This window comes from Bacillus sp. FSL K6-2865 (assembly GCF_040311405.1).
Lineage (GTDB): Bacteria > Bacillota > Bacilli > Bacillales > Bacillaceae > Bacillus > Bacillus velezensis.
The window spans coordinates 2,875,296-2,898,309 of sequence record NZ_CP152036.1; the positions used below are offsets into that span (position 1 = coordinate 2,875,296).

Sequence of the window (23,014 nt, forward strand, 5' to 3'; positions counted from 1 at the left end):
CTGCCCGTTTATACGGCAGACGGCTGTTTAGAAAGCTCAAACGCATCATGAAGCGCTTCGACCGCTTTCACCATATCATTTTCGCTGACAACCGCTGATACTTTTATTTCAGATGTGCTTACCATTTTGACTTGTACATTTTTTTCCGCCAGTACGGCAAACATGTCCGCGGCGACGCCGGGATTCGAAACCATGCCCGACCCGACAATGGAGACTTTCGCCAGTTTTCTTTCGGTTTCAATTTTTTCATAGTCAAGCGCGTTTTTATATTCTTCAAGCACGGCGACCGTTTGCGCGGCATCTTCCGTTTTCACTGAGAAAGAAATATCCGCTTCCCCATCGTCCGACTGTGTCTGAATAATAATGTCAACGTTGATGTTTCGTTTTGCCAGCGCGGTGAAGATTGTTGAAAGTGTTGTCAATCCGCTTGCAAGGCCCGTAACGGACACCCTCGTGATCTGGTCTTCAAATGCAATTCCTCTGACGATTAAATTCTGCTCCATTGATGATTCCTCCTCAATTAATGTTCCCGCTTCATGTTCCGTACTTGACCGCACTTCTAAAGGCACTTGGTAGTTTTTCGCGAACTCAACCGCCCGCGGGTGAAGAACACCCGCTCCTAGATTTGCAAGCTCCAGCATTTCATCATAAGAAATTCCCGCCAGTTTTCTCGCTGACCGGACATACCGCGGATCTGTCGTAAATACGCCCGGAACATCTGTATAAATGTCGCATTTATCCGCTTCCAGCGCTGCGGCAAGAGCGACCGCCGTCGTATCGGAACCGCCCCGTCCGAGCGTCGTGATGCCTCCGTCTTCCGTTACGCCCTGAAAACCGGCAACGACTGTAATCCTGCCTTCTGCAAGCTGCGAACGAATCGCCGTGATATCAATATCCGTAATTCTCGCATTGCCGTGAACGGCTTCCGTGCGGACACCCGCCTGCCAGCCCGTATAAGAGACGGCGTCATATCCTTTTTCCTGAAGCGCCATGGCCAAAAGCGAAATCGTGACCTGCTCTCCCGTAGACAAAAGCATATCCATCTCGCGTCTGCTTGGTTCAGATGTGATTTCAGCCGCGAGGTTAACGAGCGCGTCGGTTGATTTTCCCATTGCCGAAACGACGACTACGACGTCATGGCCTTTTTGCTTTTCAGCAATGGCGCGATTTGCGGCATTTTGAATTTTTTCGGCAGAGCCGACGGAAGTGCCTCCGAATTTTTGTACGATAAGACCCATACTAGACCACCCTTTACATTTTGGTTCGTGCGGGTGAGGAGAAAAGAGCGTTTTGTCCACAATAAAAAAAGCAATGAGAGGAATAGCTCTCATTGCTTTTTCATATCATTACGATTGATTATGAACAACGAGATAGCCCTCCAAGAAAATGAATTCTTGACAGCCTTACATTTATTTAATGCAAGGCCAGCAAATCACACCGATGGGATGTGATACACTTCGGCGACGCTCCCCTTTCAGCCTTTTTCGCAGAATCCATCATTCTCCAAAGGCTTACTAATGAAGTTCGCACCTCTATCTTCACCATATAACACGATCTTATGAAATTAGTTCACATTCTAGCAGATTTTTCAGAAAAGCACAATACTATTTTTTTAATTTTTCAAACAGCAGCTGGGCCGCCGCGGCCGGCACACCCGCTTTTTTGATATCGTCAAGGCTTGCTTCCTTCATCTTTTTGACAGATCCGAAATGTTTTAAGAGCATTTTTTTGCGTTTTTCACCGATTCCGGGGATATCATCCAGAACGGATTGAAAGGCGCTTTTTCCCCGGATCTGTCTGTGAAAGCTGATCGCAAAACGGTGAACTTCGTCCTGAATACGCTGAAGCAGGTAAAACTCTTGGCTGTTCCGCTCCAGCAACACCGGTTCAAGCGGGTCGCCGATCAAAAGGTTGGATGTTCGGTGTTTATCATCTTTCGCCAATCCCGCTACCGGGACATCAAGACCGAGCTCATTCTCGAGCACGTCGCGCGCCGCGTTAATCTGGCCTTTTCCGCCGTCAATGATGATTAAATCCGGCAGCGGAAGATTTTCGCGAAGCACCCTCGTGTATCTTCTTCTGACGACTTCCCTCATTGAGCCGTAATCATCAGGCCCTGTTACGGTTTTAATTTTATATTTGCGGTATTCCTTTTTATTCGGTTTTCCGTCAATAAAGACAATCATGGCCGATACGGGGTTTGTGCCTTGAATATTGGAGTTGTCAAACGCTTCAATCCGATGCGGCGTGTAAATATTCAGCGCTTCGCCGAGCCGTTCGGCTGCACCGATTGACCGTTCCTCATCCCGCTCGATTAACGAAAATTTTTCCCGCAGGGCGATTTTCGCATTTTTGTGCGCAAGCAAAAGCAGCTCTTTTTTCGGGCCTTTTTTCGGCTGATGCACGGCGGTTTCCAACAGCTCGGTGATCATGTCCCTGTCAACGCTGTCAGGCACCAGAATTTCCTTAGGCAGAAAGTGATTGTTTTTAGAGTAGAACTGGCCGATGAAGGTCAGAAATTCTTCATCCGCTTCCTGATACATCGGAAACATGCTGACGTCACGTTCGATCAGTTTTCCTTGGCGTATGAAAAAGACTTGGACGCACATCCAGCCTTTATCGTAGGCATATGCAAACACATCGCGGTCCAGAAGGTCATTCATGGTCATTTTTTGCTTCTCCATCGTCGATTCGATGTGAGCAAGCTGGTCGCGGAATTCTTTAGCCCGTTCAAATTCAAGCTTTTCCGCCGCCTCTGCCATTTTCGCTTCGAGCTCTTTTTTGATTTCGTTATGCCCTCCCTTTAAAAAACGGGTAATGTCTTCAACAATCTCGCGGTTTGTCTCCTCAGATATATCCTTTACACATGGGGCAAGGCATTGTCCGAGATGATAATAGAGACAGACGCGGTCCGGAAGCTTTGAGCATTTCCTGAGCGGGTAAAGGCGGTCCAGCAGTTTTTTCGTTTCCCGCGCCGCCTGCACATTCGGATACGGGCCGAAATAGCGTCCTTTGTCTTTTTTGACATTCCGGGTGACAATCAGCCGCGGATGGCGTTCATGGGTGATTTTAATAAAGGGGTAGGTTTTATCATCTTTCAGCATGACATTGTATTTCGGATCGTATTTTTTAATCAGATTCATTTCCAAAATAAGCGCTTCAAGATTGGAGGAAGTCACGATATATTCAAAGTCCTCAATCTCCGTCACAAGCCGTTGGGTTTTTGCGTCGTGAGAACCGGTGAAATAAGATCGCACCCTGTTTTTCAAGACTTTCGCTTTCCCCACGTAGATGACTGTTTTTTGACGGTCTTTCATTAAATAACAGCCCGGCTGATCGGGAAGGAGGGCCAGTTTTTCTTTCAGTTGTTTATTCATACGTTACCCTTCCTTACATTCATTTCTCGTGTCCATTCAGTGTATCACGAACATTTGTTTTTCTCCATTCTCAGCTTTTGGAAGATCAAAAAAGGCGATTCCCTTTCAAAGGAATCGCCCTGCCGTAACGGAAGCTTTCGGCTTACAGATGTTTGTTTACAAGCTCTTCAAGAGCTTCTTTCGGTTTGAAACCGACAGATGTTTCAACGACTTCTCCGTCTTTCAATACGAGAAGTGTCGGGATGCTCATGACGCCGTATTTACCGGCAGTTTCTTGGTTTTCATCCACGTCGATTTTGACGATTTTCAGTTTGTCTCCCATTTCTTGATCAAGCTCTTCAAGAACGGGCGCGATCATTTTACAAGGTCCGCACCAAGGAGCCCAGAAATCAGCCAATACGACACCTTCACTTGTTTCAGCTGAGAACGATTGATCAGTTGCTTTTACGATAGCCATTTGTTATTCCTCCAATTGTCAAATGATGATTTTTAGTATAGCATCTCCCATTCGTTCATGCTAATTTAATGCTTATATTATTTTCTCCCGAACCCGCCGGAAATAATCTTTTTTATACAGTGTATTATAACCGGGCGGCAGGCGTTCAAAACTTAAGATGGATTCGCAGGCAGCGTGATTAGTACAACCGCCATCGGAGGAAGCTCCGCCTCAAGTTTTCCGCCCTTTTGAGCAAACCCGGAAAACGGCTTCGGTTTGACGTTTTCCGGACTGCTGAATGTATTGTGGGCATTCATTTTTTCCGCGTGAAGAATCGTTCCCGAAGGCTTCCCTGTCTTTTTCATGCCCCGCAGTTCAATCTTCACATCAGCTTTGTGCAGATGATCGATATTGCAAAGGCTGATATGTATGTCTCCGTTTTGCTGTTTGGACGCTGAAATGCTGACTTGCGGGAGCCGGCCGTCATTCCATTCGTACCCGGCTGCTTTTGTTTCTGTCGCCAAAAGAGAAGCGTCCTGATGCACCTTAAACATATCAAACACATGATACGTCGGCGTCAGCAGCATGTCTTTCCCTTCTGTCAGGATCATTGCCTGAAGCACGTTGACGGTTTGCGCGATATTGGCCATCTGTACGCGGTCTGCGTGCTGATGAAAAATGTGAAAATGCGTGGCTGCGACAAGGGCGTCGCGGATCGTATTCTGCTGATACAGAAAGCCCGGATTCGTGCCTGGCTCAGGATCAAGCCACGTGCCCCATTCATCAATGATCAGCCCGACTCTTTTTTCGGGATCGTACTGATCCATGATGGCGCTGTGCCTTGTGATCAATTCATCCATATGCGCCGCTTTTTTCATCGTGATGAACCATTCATCTTCCGTAAACTCCGTCGCTGATCCTTTCCCCTTCCAGAAATCGCCCGGTATTGTGTAATAATGAAGGCTCAGCCCGTCCATGAGATCAGCGGCTTTTTTCATTAAAGTTTCAGTCCAGCGGTAATCATCGACATTCGCGCCGCCGGCAATTTTATAGATTTCATTACCGCTGTAATTGCGGACATAGGTTTGAAAGTTTCTGTAAAGGTCGGCATAATACTCAGGATGCATGTTTCCGCCGCAGCCCCAGTTCTCATTTCCTATTCCGAAATATGTCAGCTTCCACGGTTTTTCCCGCCCGTTTTCTTTTCTCCAGTCGGACATCGGCGTGCCCGCTTCAAACGTCATGTATTCAATCCAATCAGCCATTTCTTTAACCGTTCCGCTGCCGACGTTTCCGGCGATGTACGGTTCGCAGCCGAGCAGTTCACAAAGCATCATAAACTCGTGCGTGCCGAATTCATTGGAATCAATCGTCCCGCCCCAATGGGTATTCAGCATGGTTTTGCGTTTCCCTACGCCGTTTGCCCAATGGTATTCATCTGCAAAGCATCCGCCCGGCCATCTGAGGACGGGAATCTGAAGCTGTTTGAGGGCGGCGGCGACATCCTTCCTGACCCCGCCGGTATTCGGAATATCGGAATCTTTTCCGACCCAGATGCCCTCATATATGCCTCTTCCCAGGTGTTCCGCGAAATGTCCGTATATGTTTTTATTAATGGTTCCCCGTGTGATATCAGTTTGAATGACTGCCGTATTGTGAGACAAACTTGATCATTCCTTTCCCTTAATAAGAATGAAAGCACTACAGCCGATCTATGTATCTGGGATGTATGCTGAATGGATAAGTTTGTAAGCGCTTTACAAAAGCTTATTATATTGGTTCGTACATGTCAATCTCTTATTTTATCAACCTTTAATTTGTACGAACCAATTAACACAAATTAAAACCCTCTGACAAATAAGCCAGAGGGTTTATGATTATGAATGAATATTGGCATTTTTAAATTCTTGGGTCAGAAGCGGAACCACTTCGAACAAATCGCCGACAATTCCGTAGTCCGCTATTTTAAATATTTCCGCTTCCGGGTCTTTGTTAATGGCAACAATGACCTTACTGTTTGACATGCCCGCCAAGTGCTGAATCGCTCCGGAAATGCCGCAGGCGATATACAAATCCGGCGTGACGACTTTTCCCGTCTGGCCGATTTGAAGAGAATAATCGCAATAGTCCGCGTCACACGCGCCGCGTGAAGCGCCCACCGCTGCTCCGAGCACCTCGGCAAGTTCTTTTAACGGTTCAAATCCATCTTTGCTTTTTACACCGCGGCCGCCTGCTACGATAATTTTCGCTTCTGATAAATCCACGCCGTCCGCCGTTTTTTTGACTACTTCTTCAATGACCGTCCGCAAATCTGCCGGAGGCGCCGCAAGCTCTTCGATATCACCCGTCCGGCTCGCGTCTTTTTCTAATGCCTGAATATTATTCGGACGAATCGTCGCCAAAATGAACGGATCGGTTGAAATTACCTGTTCAAAGGCTTTGCCGGAATAGATCGGTCTTGTAAAAACGTTGTTGTCTCCGGTAACGCTTACATCCGTGCTGTCTGAAATCAGCCCCGTTTCAAACCGGGCCGCAAGCTTAGGTGACAAATCTTTTCCCATAGAAGTGTGGCCGAAAATAACCGCATCAGGCTTTTCATTTTCGATCAGATCCCCGAGAACCGCGGCATATCCGTCCGCCGTATACTGAGAAAGCCCCGGCGAATCGGCCGTAAATACTTTGTCGGCGCCGTACTGAATGAGTTCTGGTGCTGCATCAGCTGCGCCTTTTCCCATCAGCACGCCGATGACATTTCCTCCGCCGGAAATGGTTTTGCCTGCGGCTATGGCTTCAAAGGTGACGTTCCGTAAGGCGCCGTCACGAATTTCTCCGAGTACGATCACTTTTTTTCCCATTCTGACATCCCCCAGTTTCTTTAATATCGGTTTATACGACTTTGGCTTCTTTTCTCAGCAGTGACACAAGCTCTTTCGCCTGCTCAGCGGCTTCTCCTTCGATCAGTCTGCCCGCTTCTTTTTGCGGCGGCAGAAAACGTTCGATCGTTTTAAGCTTCGGTGCGGCATCATCTTCATCAATGTCGAGGTCATCGAGCTCAAGTTCTTCCAGCGGTTTTTTCTTCGCCTTCATAATGCCCGGAAGCGACGGATAGCGCGGCTCGTTTAAGCCTTGCTGTGCCGTGATGACTAAAGGAAGTGAGGTTTTAATGGTTTCGGTATCCCCTTCATTGTCTTTCTCTGCCACAGCTTCATCGCCGCTGATTGTCAGTTTTGTGATCGTTGTGACGCAAGGAATGTTCAGCAGTTCGGCAAGCCTTGGAGCCACTTGGCCTGAACCGCCGTCAATCGCGACATTTCCGCCGAGAATCAGATCATATTCCCGGTCCTTGAAATAATGATATAAGATAGTTGAAATGGAGTATTGGTCAGGATCGCTCAGATCATCTTCAATATTGATTAACACCGCCTGGTCACAGCCCATCGCAAGGGCGGTTCTCAGTTCTTTCTCCGCATCTTCTCCGCCGACGGTTACGGCGGTAACGGTTCCGCCGTGCTCTTCCTTCAGCTGAATGGCTTCTTCAATGGCGTATTCATCATATGGATTAATGATAAATTCGGCCCCGTCCTCCTGAATCTTTCCTGCTTCAATGACGATTTTCTCTTCTGTGTCAAACGTCCGTTTCATCAGTACAAATAGATTCATAATCTTATCCCCTTTATCTTCGCCCACCGAATTGAGGCTTTCTTTTTTCGAGAAATGCCTGAATGCCTTCTTTTGCGTCATCTGATGCAAATGCTTCCCCAAAACGCTTTGCTTCAAGCTTTAAGCCGCCGTCATAAGAATAGATCTTGTTTGAATAAAGGAGCTCAAGCAGATAAGCCATCGACTGCGGGCTTTTTTCCGCAAACTTGCCCGCGAGCGTTTTCGCCTTTTTCAGCAGCTCTTCCTCATGTTCGGCGCCTATCGTGACAAGCCCGAGGCTGAGCGCTTCTTCTCCGGTCACAGGTTCTGAAGTGCCGATCATTTCAAGCGCTTTCGCCGTACCGACGTACCGGGGAAGCCGCTGCGTCCCGGCAAAGCCCGGAATAATGCCGAGATTCAGCTCGGGCAGGCCGAGCTTTGCATCTAATGTAGCGATTCTGATATGGCAGGCCATGGCTAGCTCAAGACCGCCTCCGAGCGCAGCGCCGTGAATCGCTGCGATAACGGGCTTCGGAAACCCTTCAATTCTTTCCATCAGCTGCTGGCCTTTATCCGCCATGGCAGAAGATTGCTCAAGATTTTCAAGCGACGTAAATTCCTTTATATCGGCGCCCGCCGAGAAAAATTTCCCCTCACCGCGAATGATGATGCTTCTGACGCTGTCATCTGTTTCACATCGGTCGAACAGACCGGACAACTCATCTAAAACCGCACCGGACAGCGCGTTGGCCGGCTGATGATTAATGGTGATCACCGCAACAGATTGTTCTACCGCCATCGAAAGGCTGTTCATCCGTCAACCCCCTTTAGTTTTGATGAATTCCTGACACCAACAGCTCCAATACCTTGTCTGACAAATCCGGAAGATCATATTTCTGATCGTTCATCACCCATGTTGTCACTGTTTCATCTATCGTCCCGAATATCATCTGCCGGGCGAGGCGGACGTCGAGATTGTCTTTCCATTCCCCCGACTTGATTCCTTCGGTCAAAATGGTGTCCAGCATGTTTAAATAACCTTTTAAAATATCATTGATTTTCAGGCGCAGCTTGATATTTGACTGTCTGAGCTCAAGCTGGGTCACAATCGCGAGGTGGCGGTCGTTGCCGAGCAGTGTGAAATGCTGCTTAATAACGAGAGCGAGTTTTTCTTTTGCCGTCGTTTTTTCTTTCACTTCTTCTTCCATGCGTTCAATGAACTGGCCCATCTTTTCTTTAAAAAGAGAAATGAGTATATCCTCTTTGTTTTTGAAATATAAATAGATGGTCCCGTCCGCAACGCCGGCCTGCTTGGCGATTTTGGACACCTGTGATTGGTGATAGCCGTTTTCCGCTATGACTTCTACTGCTGCATCAATAATCTGCATATACTTTGGCCGTTTTTGGTTCAATGTCATCGTTCCTTCCTTCGATAAATGAATGACTATTCATTCATAACTTCATGATAAAAAGGAATCCGGATTTTGTCAAGTTTTTCTTTTAAGGCACCTTGTTTTCACGGGAAGCATCTTCCTCTTCGACTAAACGCCTTCTTAATATTTTTCCGACGGCCGTTTTCGGAAGCTCTTTTCTGAATTCGTAAAGCTTCGGGACTTTGTACGGCGCAAGCCGCTCTCTTGCAAACGCATCAAGCTCATCGGCATCGGCATCGGCGCCTTTTTTCAAAACGATAAATGCTTTCACCGTTTCCCCTCTGTAGGAATCAGGGACGCCCGCTACGACGATTTCCTGAACGGCTTCATGCTCATAAAGCGCCTCCTCCACCTCCCGGGGGTAAATGTTGTATCCGCCGGCAATGATGATGTCTTTTTTTCTGTCGGCGATGTAGAAAAATCCTTCCTCATCCATATATCCCATATCTCCGGTAAACAGCCAGCCGTCTCTGATGACACGCGCCGTCTCCTCCTGCTTATTCCAGTATCCCTTCATGACCTGAGGGCCTTTTACGATCAGCTCGCCGTGTTCATACGGTCCCGCAAGCCCGCCTTTTTCTTCTGAATAGATTCCGGCATCGGTATTGGGCCAGGGACAGCCGATGCTGCCGGGTTTATTTTTTCCCCAAATGAAGTTTGAATGGGTAACCGGTGATGCTTCGGATAATCCGTAGCCTTCCACAAGCTTTCCTCCGGTCACTTTTTCAAATTTCTGTTTGACCTCAACCGGCAGCGCCGCTGAACCGCTCGGACAGCTTTCAATGGAGGACAAATCATACTTATTCAGCTCCGGGTGATGCAACAGCCCGATGTAAATTGTCGGCGCCCCGGGAAAAACCGTCGGCTTCAGCCTGTCGATTGTTTTCAGGGTATCCAAAGGATTAAATTTAGGAAGAAGGATCATTTCACATCCCTGCATAATGGAAAAATTGAGCACGGCGGTCAATCCGTACACATGAAAAAAAGGCACGATGCCGAGCACCTTTTCGGCTCCCTTTTTCATTTTGTACATCCAGGCGGCGCACATTTCTGTATTGGCCTGAATGTTCCGATGTGTGAGCATGACGCCTTTCGGATAGCCGGTTGTTCCGCCCGTGTATTGAAGCACGGCGATGTCATGCGCAGGGTCAATATCAAATGACTCTGCCTCCTCCGCTCTTTCGTTTTTTAAAATATCCGCTAATTTGTGAATTTGTTCGCAGCCGTCATAATCAATATGCACCTGTTGTTTTTGCGTGAGCGTATACAGCATATTTTTCGGAAACGGCAAAAAATCTTTTATACTCGTTGTAATAATGCGTTCGACGATTGATAACGTTTTCATTTTTATCACTTTCGGAAACAGCATATCAAGGGTGATGATCACGCGCGGCGCACTGTCTTTCAGCTGATACTCAAGCTCGTGTTCCGTGTAGAGAGGATTGGTCTGAACGACAATGCCGCCGGCAAACAATACACCGTAAAAAGCGATGACCGCCTGCGGACAATTGGGCAGCATAATGGCGGCTCTGTCACCTTTTTTCAGGCCTGTTTTGCGTAAAAAAGCGGCTAGCTTTAACGAATCTGTGAGAACGTCCTGGAATGTGAGTTTTTTTCCGAGAAAATAAATGGCGGTATGGTTCGGGAATTGGGCTGCGGAGTTTGTCAGATTGGATGGCAGGGTTTGATCAGTAAATTCAAGCTCATGCGGAATCTCTTCGGGATATTGAGAAAGCCATGGCTTTTCAGACTGCATAATACCTCTCCCTTCTGTTTTCCTATACGCTATTATTATAGCAGAAGGGTGATTGGAATTGGAAAGCGTTTCATGTGAAATTTCGAGTTTCAGGAGGTGTTGAGCTTGCTGGAAACGCTGCATTTTGAAGAGGGAGTTCCTATCCTGCGCCAGCTGCCGAAGCCGTTTACGTCGGCCGCCTTTTTGCTTCATCCCTTTGTCCGGAAGCCTGATGGGTGGGAAGAGCAAAAGCGCACACGGCCTTATGAACATATTTATCCGAGTGATGAGGAGATCATCGCGATGGGCAGACCCGTTTCCTGGCAATCCGTCACGACCGTTTGCGGATTGCGCTCTGAAAAAGAGACGGCGCTTGCGCTTATGGCTGCTGCCACGGCACTTCGGGATGAATATGCACATCCTGAATCCGCCAGGCTGTTTAATCGGCTTCATCCCGATCTGTACTTGCCGAGCGACGATGTCACTTCACCATTTTTAATTCCGGGACTTTTGGATGTGTTCCGTTCAAAAGGCATAAAGCGCTGCACTTATTATGAGCCGGTCGAAGAGAAAGGCATAATTTCACTCAATCAAACGGCGGCTTCGGATGTATGCGGACTGCTGCGGGCTGACATGATCATTGCCGACGAAAAACGGCGCGCCGCTTTTATGAGCCTATATGATTCTTTTACGACACTCTTTCTCATGGAAGATCAAGACATGCCGTCTGTCATCCGCGCCATGAGTTGGGAAGCCGTCATTTGCTCTGATACGGCCTGCATAAACTGGTATTCTCAATAAAAAAGGCCGCCGATTTTAGTTCGGCAGCCTTTTTTCAGTATTAAGATGTCATGACCAGATAAATAAGTCCGATGAACAGAAAAATTCCCGCTGCCGACAGCAGCACTTTCGCAAGCTTCTCCATTTTTCCCCGTCCCCTTAAATCCCGGCGGCCACCACAAATGACAGGCCGACTGAGATGACAAATGAAATAAAGCCGACAGCTCTGTTATCTTTTTCAATTTCTTTATCAATTTTAAACCGGGGCGTCAGAAATTCAAAGATAAAATAGCTGATTAAAAGCATAATAAATCCGTATACGCCCCAGCCGATCATTTGCAAAAGCGAATTATGCTGGGCGATGCTGTGCTGAAAGACATTTGCGATACCGAGAATTTTCCCTCCGGTCGCCATTGCCACCGCAAGATTGCCTTTTTGGATTTCCACCCAGTTTTTATAGGATGTCACCAATTCAAACACGGTCAGAAAAATGACGAGACACAAGACCGCTACACTGTAATAAGCCGCGATTTCAACAAGCTCATTTTCCCAAAAAGCATTCATGACGTTTACTCCCTTTTTATTTTAGTTCGACAATCGTTACGCCTGATCCTCCTTCTCCCGCTTCCCCGAACCGCGAGCTTTTCACGCTGCGGTGGTTTTTCAGAAGATCCTGCACCCCTTTTCGGAGGGCGCCCGTGCCTTTTCCGTGAATGATGGACACTCTCGGATGGCCGGCAAGCACCGCGTCATCTAAATATTTTTCGACGCGGCTGAGGGCGTTTTCGTAACGCTCTCCCCTGAGGTCAAGTTCAAGGGATACGTGATAATCCTTCCCTTTTACGGCGGTGATTGCTTTTTCTTTTTTCGGTTCAGGAGCCGATTTGAGAAACTCAAGATCTTTTTCCTTCACCTTCATTTTAAGGATGCCGATTTGGACGTTCCATTCTTTCTCGCCGGTTTTCTCAAGCAGCGCCCCTTTTTGTCCGAATGTGAGCACCTTTACTTCGTCGCCCGGCTTGAGCTCGCGTTTTTTCTCTGTTTTTCTTTCCGGCTGCTTTGATTTTTCAAAAGCCGGCATCGCGTCTCCGAGACGTTTTTTGGCGTCAATCAGCTCGTGTTCCTTAAAGGATCTGTGTTCTTGCTTGATGGACCGGAGTTCGCGGATGATCTGTTCGGCTTCTTTTGCGGCGGCTTCCAGTTTTTCCGCAGCTTTCTGCTCGGCTTCTTCCATCATTTTATCTTTTTGGGCGTTCAGCTCAATGATTTGCTGCTGAAGCTCTTTGTGCAGTTTTTCTGCTTCTTTTCTGATTGATTCGGTTTCAGAAAGCTCTTCATCCGCTCTTTTTTTGCTTTTTTCAAGGGATGCGATCATCAGATCGACTTCGTTATGTTCGGCGGTCATTTCTGACTTCGCCTGGCCGATGATATGCTCCGGAAGCCCAAGGCGTCTTGAGATTTCAAATGCGTTGCTTCGGCCCGGCACTCCGATCAGAAGCTTATAGGTAGGCGAAAGCGTTTCAATGTCAAATTCAACGCTGGCATTCATGACGCCTTGTCTGTTATATCCGTATGCTTTCAGTTCCGGATAATGGGTTGTCGCAAGCACTCTGGCGTTTGTCCGGTGAACTTCGTCAAGGATGCTCATGGCAAGCGCCGCTCCTTCCTGCGGATCTGTTCCGGCACCGAGTTCATCAAACAGCACAAGACTGTTTTCAGACACGTCTTTTAAAATATTGACGATATTGACCATGTGGGATGAGAACGTACTCAGACTTTGTTCGATCGACTGTTCATCGCCGATATCGGCAAACACATTGTCAAATACTGCTGCTTCCGATCCCTCATCAGCCGGTATGTGCAATCCTGCCTGCGCCATTATCGTCAGCAGCCCGAGTGTTTTTAACGTAACGGTTTTACCGCCCGTATTCGGTCCCGTGATGACGATCGTTGAATAATCTCCGCCCAGTTCAATATCGTTGGCCACGACTTGATCTTGGGGCAGCAGCGGATGGCGCGCTTTTTTCAGCCGGATAAAACCGTCTCCGTTCATGAGTGGTTTTGTCGCCTTCATCGCTTTTGCGTATCTCGCTTTGGCGAAAATGAAATCCAGTGTCTGCAGCACTTCCACATTTTGAGCGATTTCTTGTGTGTGTTCAGCCGTATGCTCCGTCAGCATCCGGAGAATCCGTTCGATTTCCTGTTTTTCTTTTACTTTCGCCTGCTGAAGCGAGTTGTTCATATCTACGATCGCCTGCGGTTCAATAAACAGTGTCGCACCGGATGAAGATGTATCGTGGACAATTCCGCCGTAGCTTGATCTGTATTCCTGTTTGACCGGGATGACAAAGCGGTCATTCCGAATCGTAACGATGGTGTCAGACAGCATTTTAGAAGCGGAAGATGAACGCAGCATCGATTCAAGCCGGTCTCTGACTCTTGATTCAAGTGTCCTGAGCTGCGTGCGGATTCCCCTTAAAGCGGGGGATGCATGATCAAGCACTTCACCATGGTCATCAATGCAGGAGTTAATCTCCCTTTCCAAATCGCCCAATGTAATCAGTTCTTCTGCATGGGCCTGTATCAGCGGAATGCCGACGCCGTCTTCTGTCATTTGGCTGATAAAATGCTTCATTTGTTTAACGGCATACAGCAGCCCGGACAATTCGGTGAATTCCGCCGGCGTCAGCACACTGCCGATTTCCGCCCGCCGTAAAGCGGATCTTATGTCGGTCAGGCCGCCGAACGGAGCATGGCCTCTCAAGCGCATGACCGCGGATGCTTCTTCGACTTCATCCAGCTGTTTTTGGATGTCTGAGAGATCCGTCAAAGGTTTCAGCTGCAGAAGCTTCTCCCGGCCGAGCGATGAGGCGGCATGTGCGGTAATCTGTTCTTTTACTTTATGAAATTCAAGTGATGATAACACTTTTTGCTGCACGGTTTTGTGATCCTCCTTACTTAATCATTGCGCGTCAGAAATGCTTTGACCTCGTGTAGCGGCCGGGCGTTTAACACATGTTTTGTCTCCGTCCACCCTTTGCGCGCAGCGGTCACGCCCGTTTTCATATCATCGAGCATCTCGATATTATGGGCATCGGTATTAATGACCAAAGTCACACCTTTTTCATTTGCTTTGATCAGATGCTCAGTCCGTAAATCGAGGCGCGCGGGGTTTGCATTCAGTTCAAGCGCCGTATTTGTTTTGGCGGCGAGTTCAATCAGCATGTCGATGTCGACTTCATAGCCGGCCCGTCTGCCGATCAGGCGTCCCGTCGGGTGGGCGATAATGTCCACGTGCTTATTCGTCAGCGCCTGTTCAAGCCGTTTCATAATGACATGCTCCGGCTGGCTGAAGCTTGAATGAATAGATGCGATGACAAGATCCATTTCAGACAGAACACTGTCATCATAATCAAGCGAACCGTCGGGGAGAATGTCCATCTCTACGCCTTTAAAAATATGAAAATTTTCAAATTCAGCATTTAACGCGTCAATTTCTTCCGCCTGTTTTTTGAGCCGTTCGGCCGTTAACCCGTTGGCTACCTTTAAATATTGAGAATGGTCGGTGATCGCCATGTACTGATAGCCTTTTGCCATACACGCTTCTGCCATTTCTCTGATGGAAAAAGCGCCGTCACTCCAGGCTGAGTGCATGTGGAGATCGCCTTTTATCGCTTTATGCTCCACAAGATCCGTTTCTTCCCGGTACGTGTCGACCTCCTGCCCGCTTTCTCTGAGCTCAGGAGGAATAAACGGCAGACCGAAGTGGGCGTAAAACGCTTCTTCGCTCGGGAATGTTTTGACGTCTCCCGTTTCTATGGTTTCTACTCCGTATTCACTGATCCGTTCGCCGCGCTCTTTCGCCAGCTGGCGCATTTTAATGTTGTGATCTTTAGAACCGGTAAAATGATGAAGTGTGGTGGCAAACTGTTCCTCTGTCACAAGCCGGAAATCCACACTCGTCTCATATTCAAAGGTCAGGATGACTGATACTTTTGTATCCCCGCTCGCTATCACGTCTTTTACGTTCGGGAGAGAAAGAAGCTGTTCTCTGACAGCCTCCGGATGATCTGTAGCGATAATGTAATCCAGATCTTTTACAGTCTCCCGCGCTCTTCTGAGACTGCCGGCCCGGGAATATTTCTGAATATCCGTCAGCCGGGCCAAATGTTCTTCAATTACTGAAGCAATGCTGAGCGCATAGCCGATCGGAAACCGTTCCGGCTGTTTTCCGGCTTCTCCGAGAGCCTGGAGGATTTTCTCCTCCGTTTTTTTGCCGAAACCGGCGAGCCCCTGTACTTTTTGCTGCTCGCATGCTTCTTTCAGCGATTCCGCGTCATGAACGCCCAGTTCCTGATACAGCTTGGCGATTTTTTTGCCACCGAGGCCCGGAAGCTTCAAAAGAGGAACCAAGCCTTCCGGAACTTCTTTCTGCAATTGGAGAAGCGTGCCGGACACACCTTCCTGCATATATTCACGAATGACGCCGTAGGTGCCTTTTCCGATTCCGGATAAAGACATCATGTCGTCGATTTCCGACAGGCTGCGGTCATCCTGCTCAAGCGCCGCTGCCGCTTTTCGGAAGGCTGATATTTTAAACGGGTTGTCCCCTTTCAGTTCCATATAGACCGCAATCGTTTCAAGCAGCCTGATGATATCTTTTTTATGCATACTGTTAACCCCCAGTCGTTTCCTGCTTTTCATCATACAAATTTTTCTCCTCCGGCACAACTGACGCAGAGCTTGAAAAAAACTTCTCCGGTCAAGAGAAGTTTTTTATGCCCCGTACTGGGCCCACAGTTCTTGCAGGAGCCCTGACAGATACGGCGTATGATGTGTGATGATATTTGCAAGCGTCGATTGTGCGAGCATATCCTGAAGCGCGCTTACCGGCAGTACGGATGCGACGTATAACAGGATAAACGCAAATAAATAGACTTCCAGAAACCCAAGCACCCCGCCCAGCAGTTTGTTGATCTGTTTAATGACCGGAATGCCGGCGATGATATTAAGCGCCGCTCCGATAATCCGGAGCAGAATCTTTGCGATGATAAACAAAATGACAAACGCGATCGCGTTGTAATAAGCCGTCTCTACGTTTCCTTTAATAAAAGACAGAGCCGCCTGCCCGCCGGAAAAATCAGGCGCGGGTATAAAGCTCAGATGCGGGGCCAGATTTTTGTAAAAAAGCGCCGCAAACGCAATCGAGAGGATGAAACTCGTTAAATATATAAATTGGAGGATAAATCCTCTTTTTAATCCAAGCAATGTGCCCATTAAGAGCAAAACTAAGATGATGATATCTATCATATGGTGTTCATTCCTTTTCTTTAAGCTGCCGCTCCAGTATTTCATATTTTTCTTGCAGTTTCATATAATCATGCACGACATTGACCGCAGTCAATACAGCGAGCTTATTTATATCAAGATATGGATTTTTCTCGTTGATTTCTCTCATTTTATCATCAACCACTCCGGCCACATGGCGCATATGCGCTTTGCTTTCTTCCCCGATAATGGTGAAGTGCTGGCCGTAAATGTTTACTGTCGTTTTGGTTTTTTTGCCGTCAGACAACGTTTCTCCTCCATTCCGCGAGAATCCTAGTTCCTATCATACCACGATTATCGTTTGAATGGAAAGACGAGCCTCGGGCTGTTATGATACACTGGTATATACAGTGAAAAGTGCCAAAAAAGGAGATTATATCGTGTCCCATTCTGTTATAAAAGTATCCGCTTCCGCTATGGAACAAATGAAACAATCCTATGCCGGCTCCCTTACTCCCGCCGTTCCGCAGGGCGCCGTCTTCCAGGCCAAGCCTCCGGGCTGTACCATTACAGCCTACCGCTCGGGCAAGGTTCTCTTTCAAGGAAAAAACGCCGGCACAGAAGCGGCCCGCTGGGGAACGGCTGAGGCGCCGAAAGCAAAGAAAACCGTCAAAAAAGCGGCCGATCCGCTCTACGCTCCCCCGGCGGGCATTGCCTCCATGTCAGTGATCGGCTCTGATGAAGTCGGAACAGGCGATTACTTCGGGCCGATAACGGTTGCCTGCGCCTACGCAGACAAATCAAAGCTCTCTTTAATGAAAGAACTCGGTGTGAAGGATTCGAAGGATTTAAAAGATCCGCAGATTATTGAAATCGCCAAACTGTTAATTAAAACCATCCCTTACAGCTTGCTTGTGTTAAAAAACGAAAAATACAATCAGATGCAGGAAAAAGGCATGAGCCAAGGAAAAATGAAGGCGCTCCTTCATAATCAGGCGATTTCCAATCTGCTGAAAAAAATGAACGGCGTTAAACCGGAAGCGATTCTGATTGACCAATTCGCAGACCCCGGCATCTATTTTAAGCATCTTTCCGGACGGGATATCGTAAAAGAAAAAACGTTTTTCAGCACGAAAGCGGAAAGCATACATCTTTCCGTCGCCGCAGCCTCTATCATTGCGCGATATTCTTTCTTAATTGAAATGGATAAGCTTTCCCGTGAGGCTGGGATGACGATTCCGAAAGGCGCGGGGCCGCATGTCGATGAAGCTGCCGCCAAGCTGATCATCAATAAGGGAGAAGGTGCGCTCAGAACGTTCACCAAACTTCATTTTGCCAATACGCAAAAAGCGAAACGCCTTGTTGAACGGAAGCGGTCATAATAAAAAAGCTTGCAGAGTGATCTGCAAGCTTTTTCTTTATCCTCTTAATACGGCCTGATACGTTTCTTCCAGCGCTTTCAGCACGTTTTCATGAACTTTTGTCACTTCTTCTTCTGTCAATGTTTGTTCAGGGTTAACATATTGGAGCGAGAAGGCGACGGATTTTTTGCCTTCTTCCATATGCTCACCTTCGTACACATCAAACACGGTGACTTCTTTCAGCAGCGCGCCGCCGGCTTCTTTGATCACGGCTTCAAGCTGTCCGCTTGTAACGGTTTTATCTGCCACAAGCGCAATGTCGCGCGTGACGGACGGGTACTTCGGAATCGGCGTATACACGACAGGTTCTGTTTCCTCGGTCAGAAGCGCGTGCAGATCAAGCTCGAACACATACGTTTCTTTGATATCCAGCTCTTTTTCCATTGCCGGATGCACCTGGCCGATAAATCCGGCAAGCGAACCGTTCAACAGAATGTTTGCCGTCCGGCCGGGATGCATGTTTTTGCGTTCTGACTGGACAAATTCAACCCGGTCTGACACATTCAATTGATGCAGCAGGCCTTCAACGATTCCTTTGGCGACGAAGAAATCAACCGGCTTTTTCTCACCCTGCCATAAATTTTTGCGCCACAATCCGGTTACAGCTCCGGCAACCCGTTCTTTTTCAACCGGTTTTGTGTTTTCTTCTTTCGTCAGAAATACAGAACCCGTTTCATATAAAGCAACGGAATCAGTCTGTCTGGCCAGATTGTATGAAACGGCTTCAAGAAGATTCGGCACGAGGCTGTGTCTGAGAATGCTTCTTTCTTCGCTCATCGGCAGAGCAAGCATCGTGTTGAATGATTTTTCGATCGCAAAAGCGGCCGCTTTTTTATCATTCGTTAATGAATAAGTGGTCGCTTGTGAAAGACCCGCTCCTTCAAGGAAACGTCTCACTTTCCGGCGTTTTGCCTGATACGGTGTCAAGCCGCCTGTCGTGCCGGCCGTTTCCGGAAGCGTGGACGGAATATTGTCATACCCGTACAATCTCGCCGTTTCTTCAATCAGGTCTTCTTCTATTCTAATATCTCCGCGGCGCGACGGCACCGTTACGACGAGAACGTCTTCAGCTTCACCGACTGCAAACCCGAGGCGCTTGTAAATGCTGATGATTTCTTCTTTAGCGATTGTCATGCCGAGCACGGCGTTCACTTTTTCAACAGACACGTGAATATTGTTTGCTTCAATTTTCAGATGGTTTTCTTCAACCGTGCCTGAGAGCACTTCTCCGCCGGCATATGCCTGAATGAGACTGCAGGCCCGTTCAGCCGCCAGCAAAACGCGGGCCGGATCAATGCCTTTTTCATATCTGGCGCTCGCTTCGCTTCTCAATCCGAGGTCTCTCGACGCTTTGCGGACGGTCTGTCCGTCGAAATAAGCGGCCTCCAGTAAAATCGCAGTGGTGTCTTCACGGACTTCAGACTCAGCTCCGCCCATGACTCCCGCAACGGCTTGCGCTTTTTTTCCGTTTGTGATGACCAAATGGCTGCTTGACAGCTTTCGCTCTTGTTCATCCAGCGTTACGATGGTTTCGTTTTCCGCCGCTTTTCTGACGACGACCTCTTTTGAACCGAACCGGTCGTAATCGAAAGCGTGAAGCGGCTGTCCGTACTCAAGGAGGACGAAGTTTGTAATGTCCACGACGTTGTTATGCGGGCGGATGCCTGCATTCATCAGCTTCGTCTGCATCCAAAGCGGTGACGGGCCGATTTTGACGTTTTTAATGATTTTTGCGGCATAATGCGGATTGGCCTGCGTATCTTCAACCTTAACGGAAACAGCATCCGCCGCTTTTTCTGCCGCTTTTTCATATGAAGCCTCCGGAAGCTTTACCTCTGCGCCGAGGATAGCCGCAACTTCATAAGCCACGCCAAGCATGTTCATCGCGTCGGCGCGGTTCGGCGTTAAGCCCAATTCTAAAATCGCATCATCAAGCTGAAGGGCCGCCATTGCGTCAGCTCCCGTTTCAGCATCATTCGGAAAAACGAAAATGCCTTCCGCATATTCTTTCGCCACGAGCTTGCTTTCAATGCCGAGCTCCTGAAGGGAACAGATCATGCCGTGAGACGCTTCGCCGCGCAGCTTGGCTTTTTTAATTTTGAAATTGCCGGGAAGCACGGCTCCGACCGTTGCAACGGCAACCTTCTGTCCTTTATCAACATTCGGGGCGCCGCAGATAATCTGCACGGGTTCCTCCGCACCGATATCAACAAGGCATTTGTTGAGTTTGTCGGCATTCGGGTGCTGTTCGCGCTCAAGCACGTGTCCGATGACAACGCCTTTTACGCCCTCCCCTTTATACTCGATACCCTCAACTTCAATACCGGCTCTCGTAATTTTTTCTGCAAGCACGGCCGGGTCGATTCCCTGCAAGTCAACGTAATCTTCTAACCATTTATAAGAAACAAACATGTGTATCCTCCTCTTACGCCTGTTTAAACTGCGAAATGAATCTGACATCATTGGTATAGAAATGGCGGATATCTTCAATGCCGTATTTCAGCATCGCGATACGTTCCACACCCATTCCGAAAGCAAAACCCTGGTATTCCTCAGGATTGAATCCAGCCATCTTCAGCACGTTCGGGTGAACCATGCCGGCGCCGAGAATTTCGATCCAGCCTGTTTTTTTGCAGACGGAGCAGCCTTGTCCGCCGCACTTAAAGCAGGTCACATCCACCTCGACAGAAGGCTCTGTGAATGGGAAAAAGCTCGGACGGAGCCTGATTTCACGGTCTTGGCCGAACATTTTTTTGGCGACCAATTCAAGCGTGCCTTTCAGGTCGCTCATGCTGATTTTGCGGTCGACGACGAGACCCTCGATCTGCATGAACTGATGGGAATGTGTCGCGTCATCGTTGTCGCGGCGATACACTTTACCGGGACAAATGATTTTGACAGGGCCTTTTCCTTTATGCTTTTCCATCGTGCGCGTCTGCACCGGTGACGTCTGCGTTCTCATCAGCATTTCTTCTGTAATGTAAAAGCTGTCCTGCATGTCGCGGGCAGGATGTTCCTTCGGCAGGTTCAGCGCCTCAAAGTTGTAATAATCCGTTTCCACTTCAGGGCCTTCTTCGACGGTATATCCCATGCCGATAAATAAATCTTCAATTTCTTCAATAACGACCGTCAGCGGATGGCGTCCGCCGATGTTTACCTGACTGCCCGGCAATGTGACGTCAATCGTCTGGCTGCTGAGTTTTTTATTCATCTCTTCTTGTTCAAGCTGTTCATTTTTCGCCGTAATGGCTGCTGCAATGCGCTCTCTCACTTCATTGGCGAGCGCTCCCATTTTCGGGCGCTCTTCGGCGGACAGTTTGCCCATGCCGCGGAGAACTTCTGTAATCGGCCCTTTTTTTCCGAGATATTGCACCCGAATGTCGTTAACTTCTTTTAATGAACCCGCCGCTTCTACTTTTTCTGCAGCTTCCAGTTCGAGCTGTTTAAGCTTCTCTTCCATCATGCATCCTCCTTTTATGTAAACCAAACCGTTCTATGCCTTTTTCAGAAAACAAAAAAACCCGCCCCTTGAGAGAAGGGACGAGTTGTGGCCGCGGTACCACCCTTTTTAAGGCAGACTTCATCTGCCGACAGCTTCATTGACATAACGGAAACGATCGTTCCGGTTCACCTTTACGCGCGTTTGGCGCGGTCCCGGTGACAACTCGAGAGGTGAAAATCAATTTTTGTGCTGCGATAAAAATGCTTTCAGTCAGCGGCATTTTCTCCCTGGAAGGCAGTGTGTGCAAAAATTGACGTCCTCTGTCACGGTTTTTACATTATTGCTATCTATTATAGTGAAATCCAAGGCTTTTCGCAACCTATCCTCTGAGATGATAAACGAGGATGGCGGCCGCTACCGCCACATTCAGCGATTCCGCCTGCCCGTACAGCGGAACGTACAGGTTGAGATCCGTTTTTTGCAGAAGGCCGGCGTCCACTCCCGCCCCCTCGTTCCCGACGATTAACGCGAACGATTCTTCAGGCTTCACACTTTGATAAGCCGCACCGTTTTCAAGCGCCGTGCCGTAGATCGCGACGCCTTGTGATTTCAGCTCAACGGTAAACTCATCAAGCGGACGTTTCAAAATGGGAATATGAAAATGAGAACCTTGTGCTGAACGCAGCGTTTTTCCATTGTACGGGTCTGCTGTTCCCTCACCAAGGACAACGGCGTCGATTCCCGCCGCATCTGCCGTTCTGATCATTGTTCCTAAATTCCCCGGGTCCTGCACGGCATCAATCAGAAGCAGCCGCTTCAGCTGATCAGGCTGCTTATCCGGCATATGGCAGACCGCGGCGATCCGCTGCGGCGTTTCTGTTTCCGTCACGGCTGAAAACGCGTCTTCGCTCAGCACGTAGCACGGAATGCTCATGTCCAGATCGGCCGGGATGGCGCTCTCATCGTTTACGAGAATTTCTTTTACCGTTCCCTTTGATTTGAGCGCTTCTTCTGCCAGATGCTCTCCTTCTATCAGAAATGTATTCGTTTTAAGTCTCTCTTTTTTTGTGTGAAGTTTTTTCCAGTCCTTCACTTTTTGGTTTTTTGCAGAGTCGATTCGTTTCACTTTATGTCTGTGCTCTCCTTTTTTCATGCATATTGTTATTATATCTTAAGAACAGCACATAATAAACCGCGTGCGCGGTAAGAATATGCGTATCACATTCAGAAAAAGGAGCGGTTGTAATGGATCTTAATTTACGCAACGCCGTTATTGCCAATGTAACCGGCAATAACCAGGATCAGCTGGAGCATACGATCGTTGACGCCATCCAAAGCGGTGAAGAAAAAATGCTTCCGGGCCTCGGCGTCTTATTCGAAGTTCTTTGGCAGCATGCGTCGGACTCAGAAAAAAATGAAATGCTCAAAACACTTGAAGGCGGATTAAAACCTGCGCAATAAGCATGAACCGGGTGATGGGACA

Annotated in this window: 20 protein-coding genes and 1 riboswitch; of the genes, 3 read left to right on the forward strand and 17 right to left on the reverse strand. The window is 48.2% G+C overall.

The genetic code is table 11. The features are described 5' to 3' along the window. Nucleotides 1-8 precede the first annotated feature (8 nt). From NYE42_RS14150 to NYE42_RS14190, 9 genes are all read right to left on the reverse strand, one after another. A complete protein-coding gene (locus tag NYE42_RS14150) occupies nucleotides 9-1,238 on the reverse strand; it encodes an aspartate kinase (RefSeq protein ID WP_025285071.1) in 1,230 nt (409 codons plus the stop codon). Nucleotides 1,239-1,363: 125 nt separating this feature from the next. Further along, a riboswitch (Lysine riboswitch) is annotated at nucleotides 1,364-1,543 on the reverse strand. Nucleotides 1,544-1,604: 61 nt separating this feature from the next. Continuing rightward, nucleotides 1,605-3,377, reverse strand: coding sequence for an excinuclease ABC subunit UvrC (gene uvrC, locus NYE42_RS14155; RefSeq protein WP_352426540.1), 1,773 nt, complete (start codon nucleotides 3,375-3,377; stop codon nucleotides 1,605-1,607). Between the two features lie 142 nt (nucleotides 3,378-3,519). After that, on the reverse strand, nucleotides 3,520-3,834 hold the full coding sequence (trxA, locus tag NYE42_RS14160; protein WP_003152560.1) for a thioredoxin: 315 nt from the start codon (nucleotides 3,832-3,834) through the stop codon (nucleotides 3,520-3,522). A gap of 152 nt (nucleotides 3,835-3,986) precedes the next feature. Continuing rightward, entirely contained in the window at nucleotides 3,987-5,477 is a 1,491-nt protein-coding gene (locus NYE42_RS14165; RefSeq protein ID WP_352426541.1) for an alpha-N-arabinofuranosidase, read from the reverse strand. A gap of 213 nt (nucleotides 5,478-5,690) precedes the next feature. Further along, the gene (locus NYE42_RS14170) at nucleotides 5,691-6,668 is read right to left on the reverse strand and encodes an electron transfer flavoprotein subunit alpha/FixB family protein (protein WP_352426542.1); all 978 of its coding nucleotides are present in this window, start codon (nucleotides 6,666-6,668) and stop codon (nucleotides 5,691-5,693) included. 31 nt (nucleotides 6,669-6,699) lie between these two features. Next, on the reverse strand, nucleotides 6,700-7,473 hold the full coding sequence (locus tag NYE42_RS14175; protein ID WP_352426543.1) for an electron transfer flavoprotein subunit beta/FixA family protein: 774 nt from the start codon (nucleotides 7,471-7,473) through the stop codon (nucleotides 6,700-6,702). Between the two features lie 13 nt (nucleotides 7,474-7,486). After that, nucleotides 7,487-8,266 (reverse strand): enoyl-CoA hydratase, encoded by a 780-nt coding sequence (locus NYE42_RS14180; protein ID WP_015417952.1) that lies wholly within the window; start codon nucleotides 8,264-8,266, stop codon nucleotides 7,487-7,489. A gap of 13 nt (nucleotides 8,267-8,279) precedes the next feature. Continuing rightward, a complete protein-coding gene (locus tag NYE42_RS14185; protein ID WP_007408119.1) occupies nucleotides 8,280-8,864 on the reverse strand; it encodes a TetR/AcrR family transcriptional regulator in 585 nt (194 codons plus the stop codon). A gap of 88 nt (nucleotides 8,865-8,952) precedes the next feature. Continuing rightward, nucleotides 8,953-10,641, reverse strand: coding sequence for an AMP-binding protein (locus tag NYE42_RS14190; protein ID WP_352426544.1), 1,689 nt, complete (start codon nucleotides 10,639-10,641; stop codon nucleotides 8,953-8,955). A gap of 105 nt (nucleotides 10,642-10,746) precedes the next feature. On the opposite strand from NYE42_RS14190, the gene NYE42_RS14195 reads away from it, so the two are divergent. Beyond that, entirely contained in the window at nucleotides 10,747-11,421 is a 675-nt protein-coding gene (locus NYE42_RS14195; RefSeq protein WP_352426545.1) for a DUF2711 family protein, read from the forward strand. Between the two features lie 138 nt (nucleotides 11,422-11,559). On the opposite strand, the gene NYE42_RS14200 is transcribed toward NYE42_RS14195, so the two are convergent. From NYE42_RS14200 to zapA, 5 genes are all read right to left on the reverse strand, one after another. Beyond that, nucleotides 11,560-11,964, reverse strand: coding sequence for a DUF350 domain-containing protein (locus NYE42_RS14200; RefSeq protein ID WP_003152541.1), 405 nt, complete (start codon nucleotides 11,962-11,964; stop codon nucleotides 11,560-11,562). A gap of 16 nt (nucleotides 11,965-11,980) precedes the next feature. Further along, a complete protein-coding gene (locus NYE42_RS14205; protein WP_060674766.1) occupies nucleotides 11,981-14,338 on the reverse strand; it encodes an endonuclease MutS2 in 2,358 nt (785 codons plus the stop codon). Between the two features lie 20 nt (nucleotides 14,339-14,358). Beyond that, nucleotides 14,359-16,071, reverse strand: coding sequence for a DNA polymerase/3'-5' exonuclease PolX (polX, locus tag NYE42_RS14210; protein ID WP_007408115.1), 1,713 nt, complete (start codon nucleotides 16,069-16,071; stop codon nucleotides 14,359-14,361). Between the two features lie 105 nt (nucleotides 16,072-16,176). Continuing rightward, nucleotides 16,177-16,710, reverse strand: a complete 534-nt coding sequence (locus NYE42_RS14215) for a CvpA family protein (RefSeq protein ID WP_003152534.1) — start codon at nucleotides 16,708-16,710, stop codon at nucleotides 16,177-16,179. 7 nt (nucleotides 16,711-16,717) lie between these two features. Next, entirely contained in the window at nucleotides 16,718-16,975 is a 258-nt protein-coding gene (gene zapA / locus NYE42_RS14220) for a cell division protein ZapA (protein WP_007408114.1), read from the reverse strand. Nucleotides 16,976-17,108: 133 nt separating this feature from the next. On the opposite strand from zapA, the gene rnhC reads away from it, so the two are divergent. Then, nucleotides 17,109-18,050, forward strand: a complete 942-nt coding sequence (gene rnhC / locus NYE42_RS14225) for a ribonuclease HIII (protein ID WP_335390340.1) — start codon at nucleotides 17,109-17,111, stop codon at nucleotides 18,048-18,050. A 36-nt stretch (nucleotides 18,051-18,086) separates the two neighbouring features. Here rnhC and pheT read toward each other — a convergent pair whose 3' ends face one another. From pheT to NYE42_RS14240, 3 genes are all read right to left on the reverse strand, one after another. Further along, nucleotides 18,087-20,501: a phenylalanine--tRNA ligase subunit beta gene (gene pheT, locus NYE42_RS14230; protein ID WP_352426546.1), complete on the reverse strand. Its 2,415-nt coding sequence runs from the start codon at nucleotides 20,499-20,501 to the stop codon at nucleotides 18,087-18,089. 13 nt (nucleotides 20,502-20,514) lie between these two features. Then, on the reverse strand, nucleotides 20,515-21,549 hold the full coding sequence (gene pheS / locus NYE42_RS14235) for a phenylalanine--tRNA ligase subunit alpha (protein ID WP_003152530.1): 1,035 nt from the start codon (nucleotides 21,547-21,549) through the stop codon (nucleotides 20,515-20,517). 361 nt (nucleotides 21,550-21,910) lie between these two features. Then, nucleotides 21,911-22,657 carry an RNA methyltransferase gene (locus NYE42_RS14240; protein ID WP_094031880.1) on the reverse strand — a complete coding sequence of 249 codons (747 nt, stop codon included), beginning with the start codon at nucleotides 22,655-22,657 and terminating at the stop codon, nucleotides 21,911-21,913. 119 nt (nucleotides 22,658-22,776) lie between these two features. Between NYE42_RS14240 and sspI the strand changes: the two genes are divergently transcribed. Next, nucleotides 22,777-22,992 (forward strand): small acid-soluble spore protein SspI, encoded by a 216-nt coding sequence (gene sspI, locus NYE42_RS14245; RefSeq protein WP_003152527.1) that lies wholly within the window; start codon nucleotides 22,777-22,779, stop codon nucleotides 22,990-22,992. Nucleotides 22,993-23,014 lie beyond the last annotated feature (22 nt).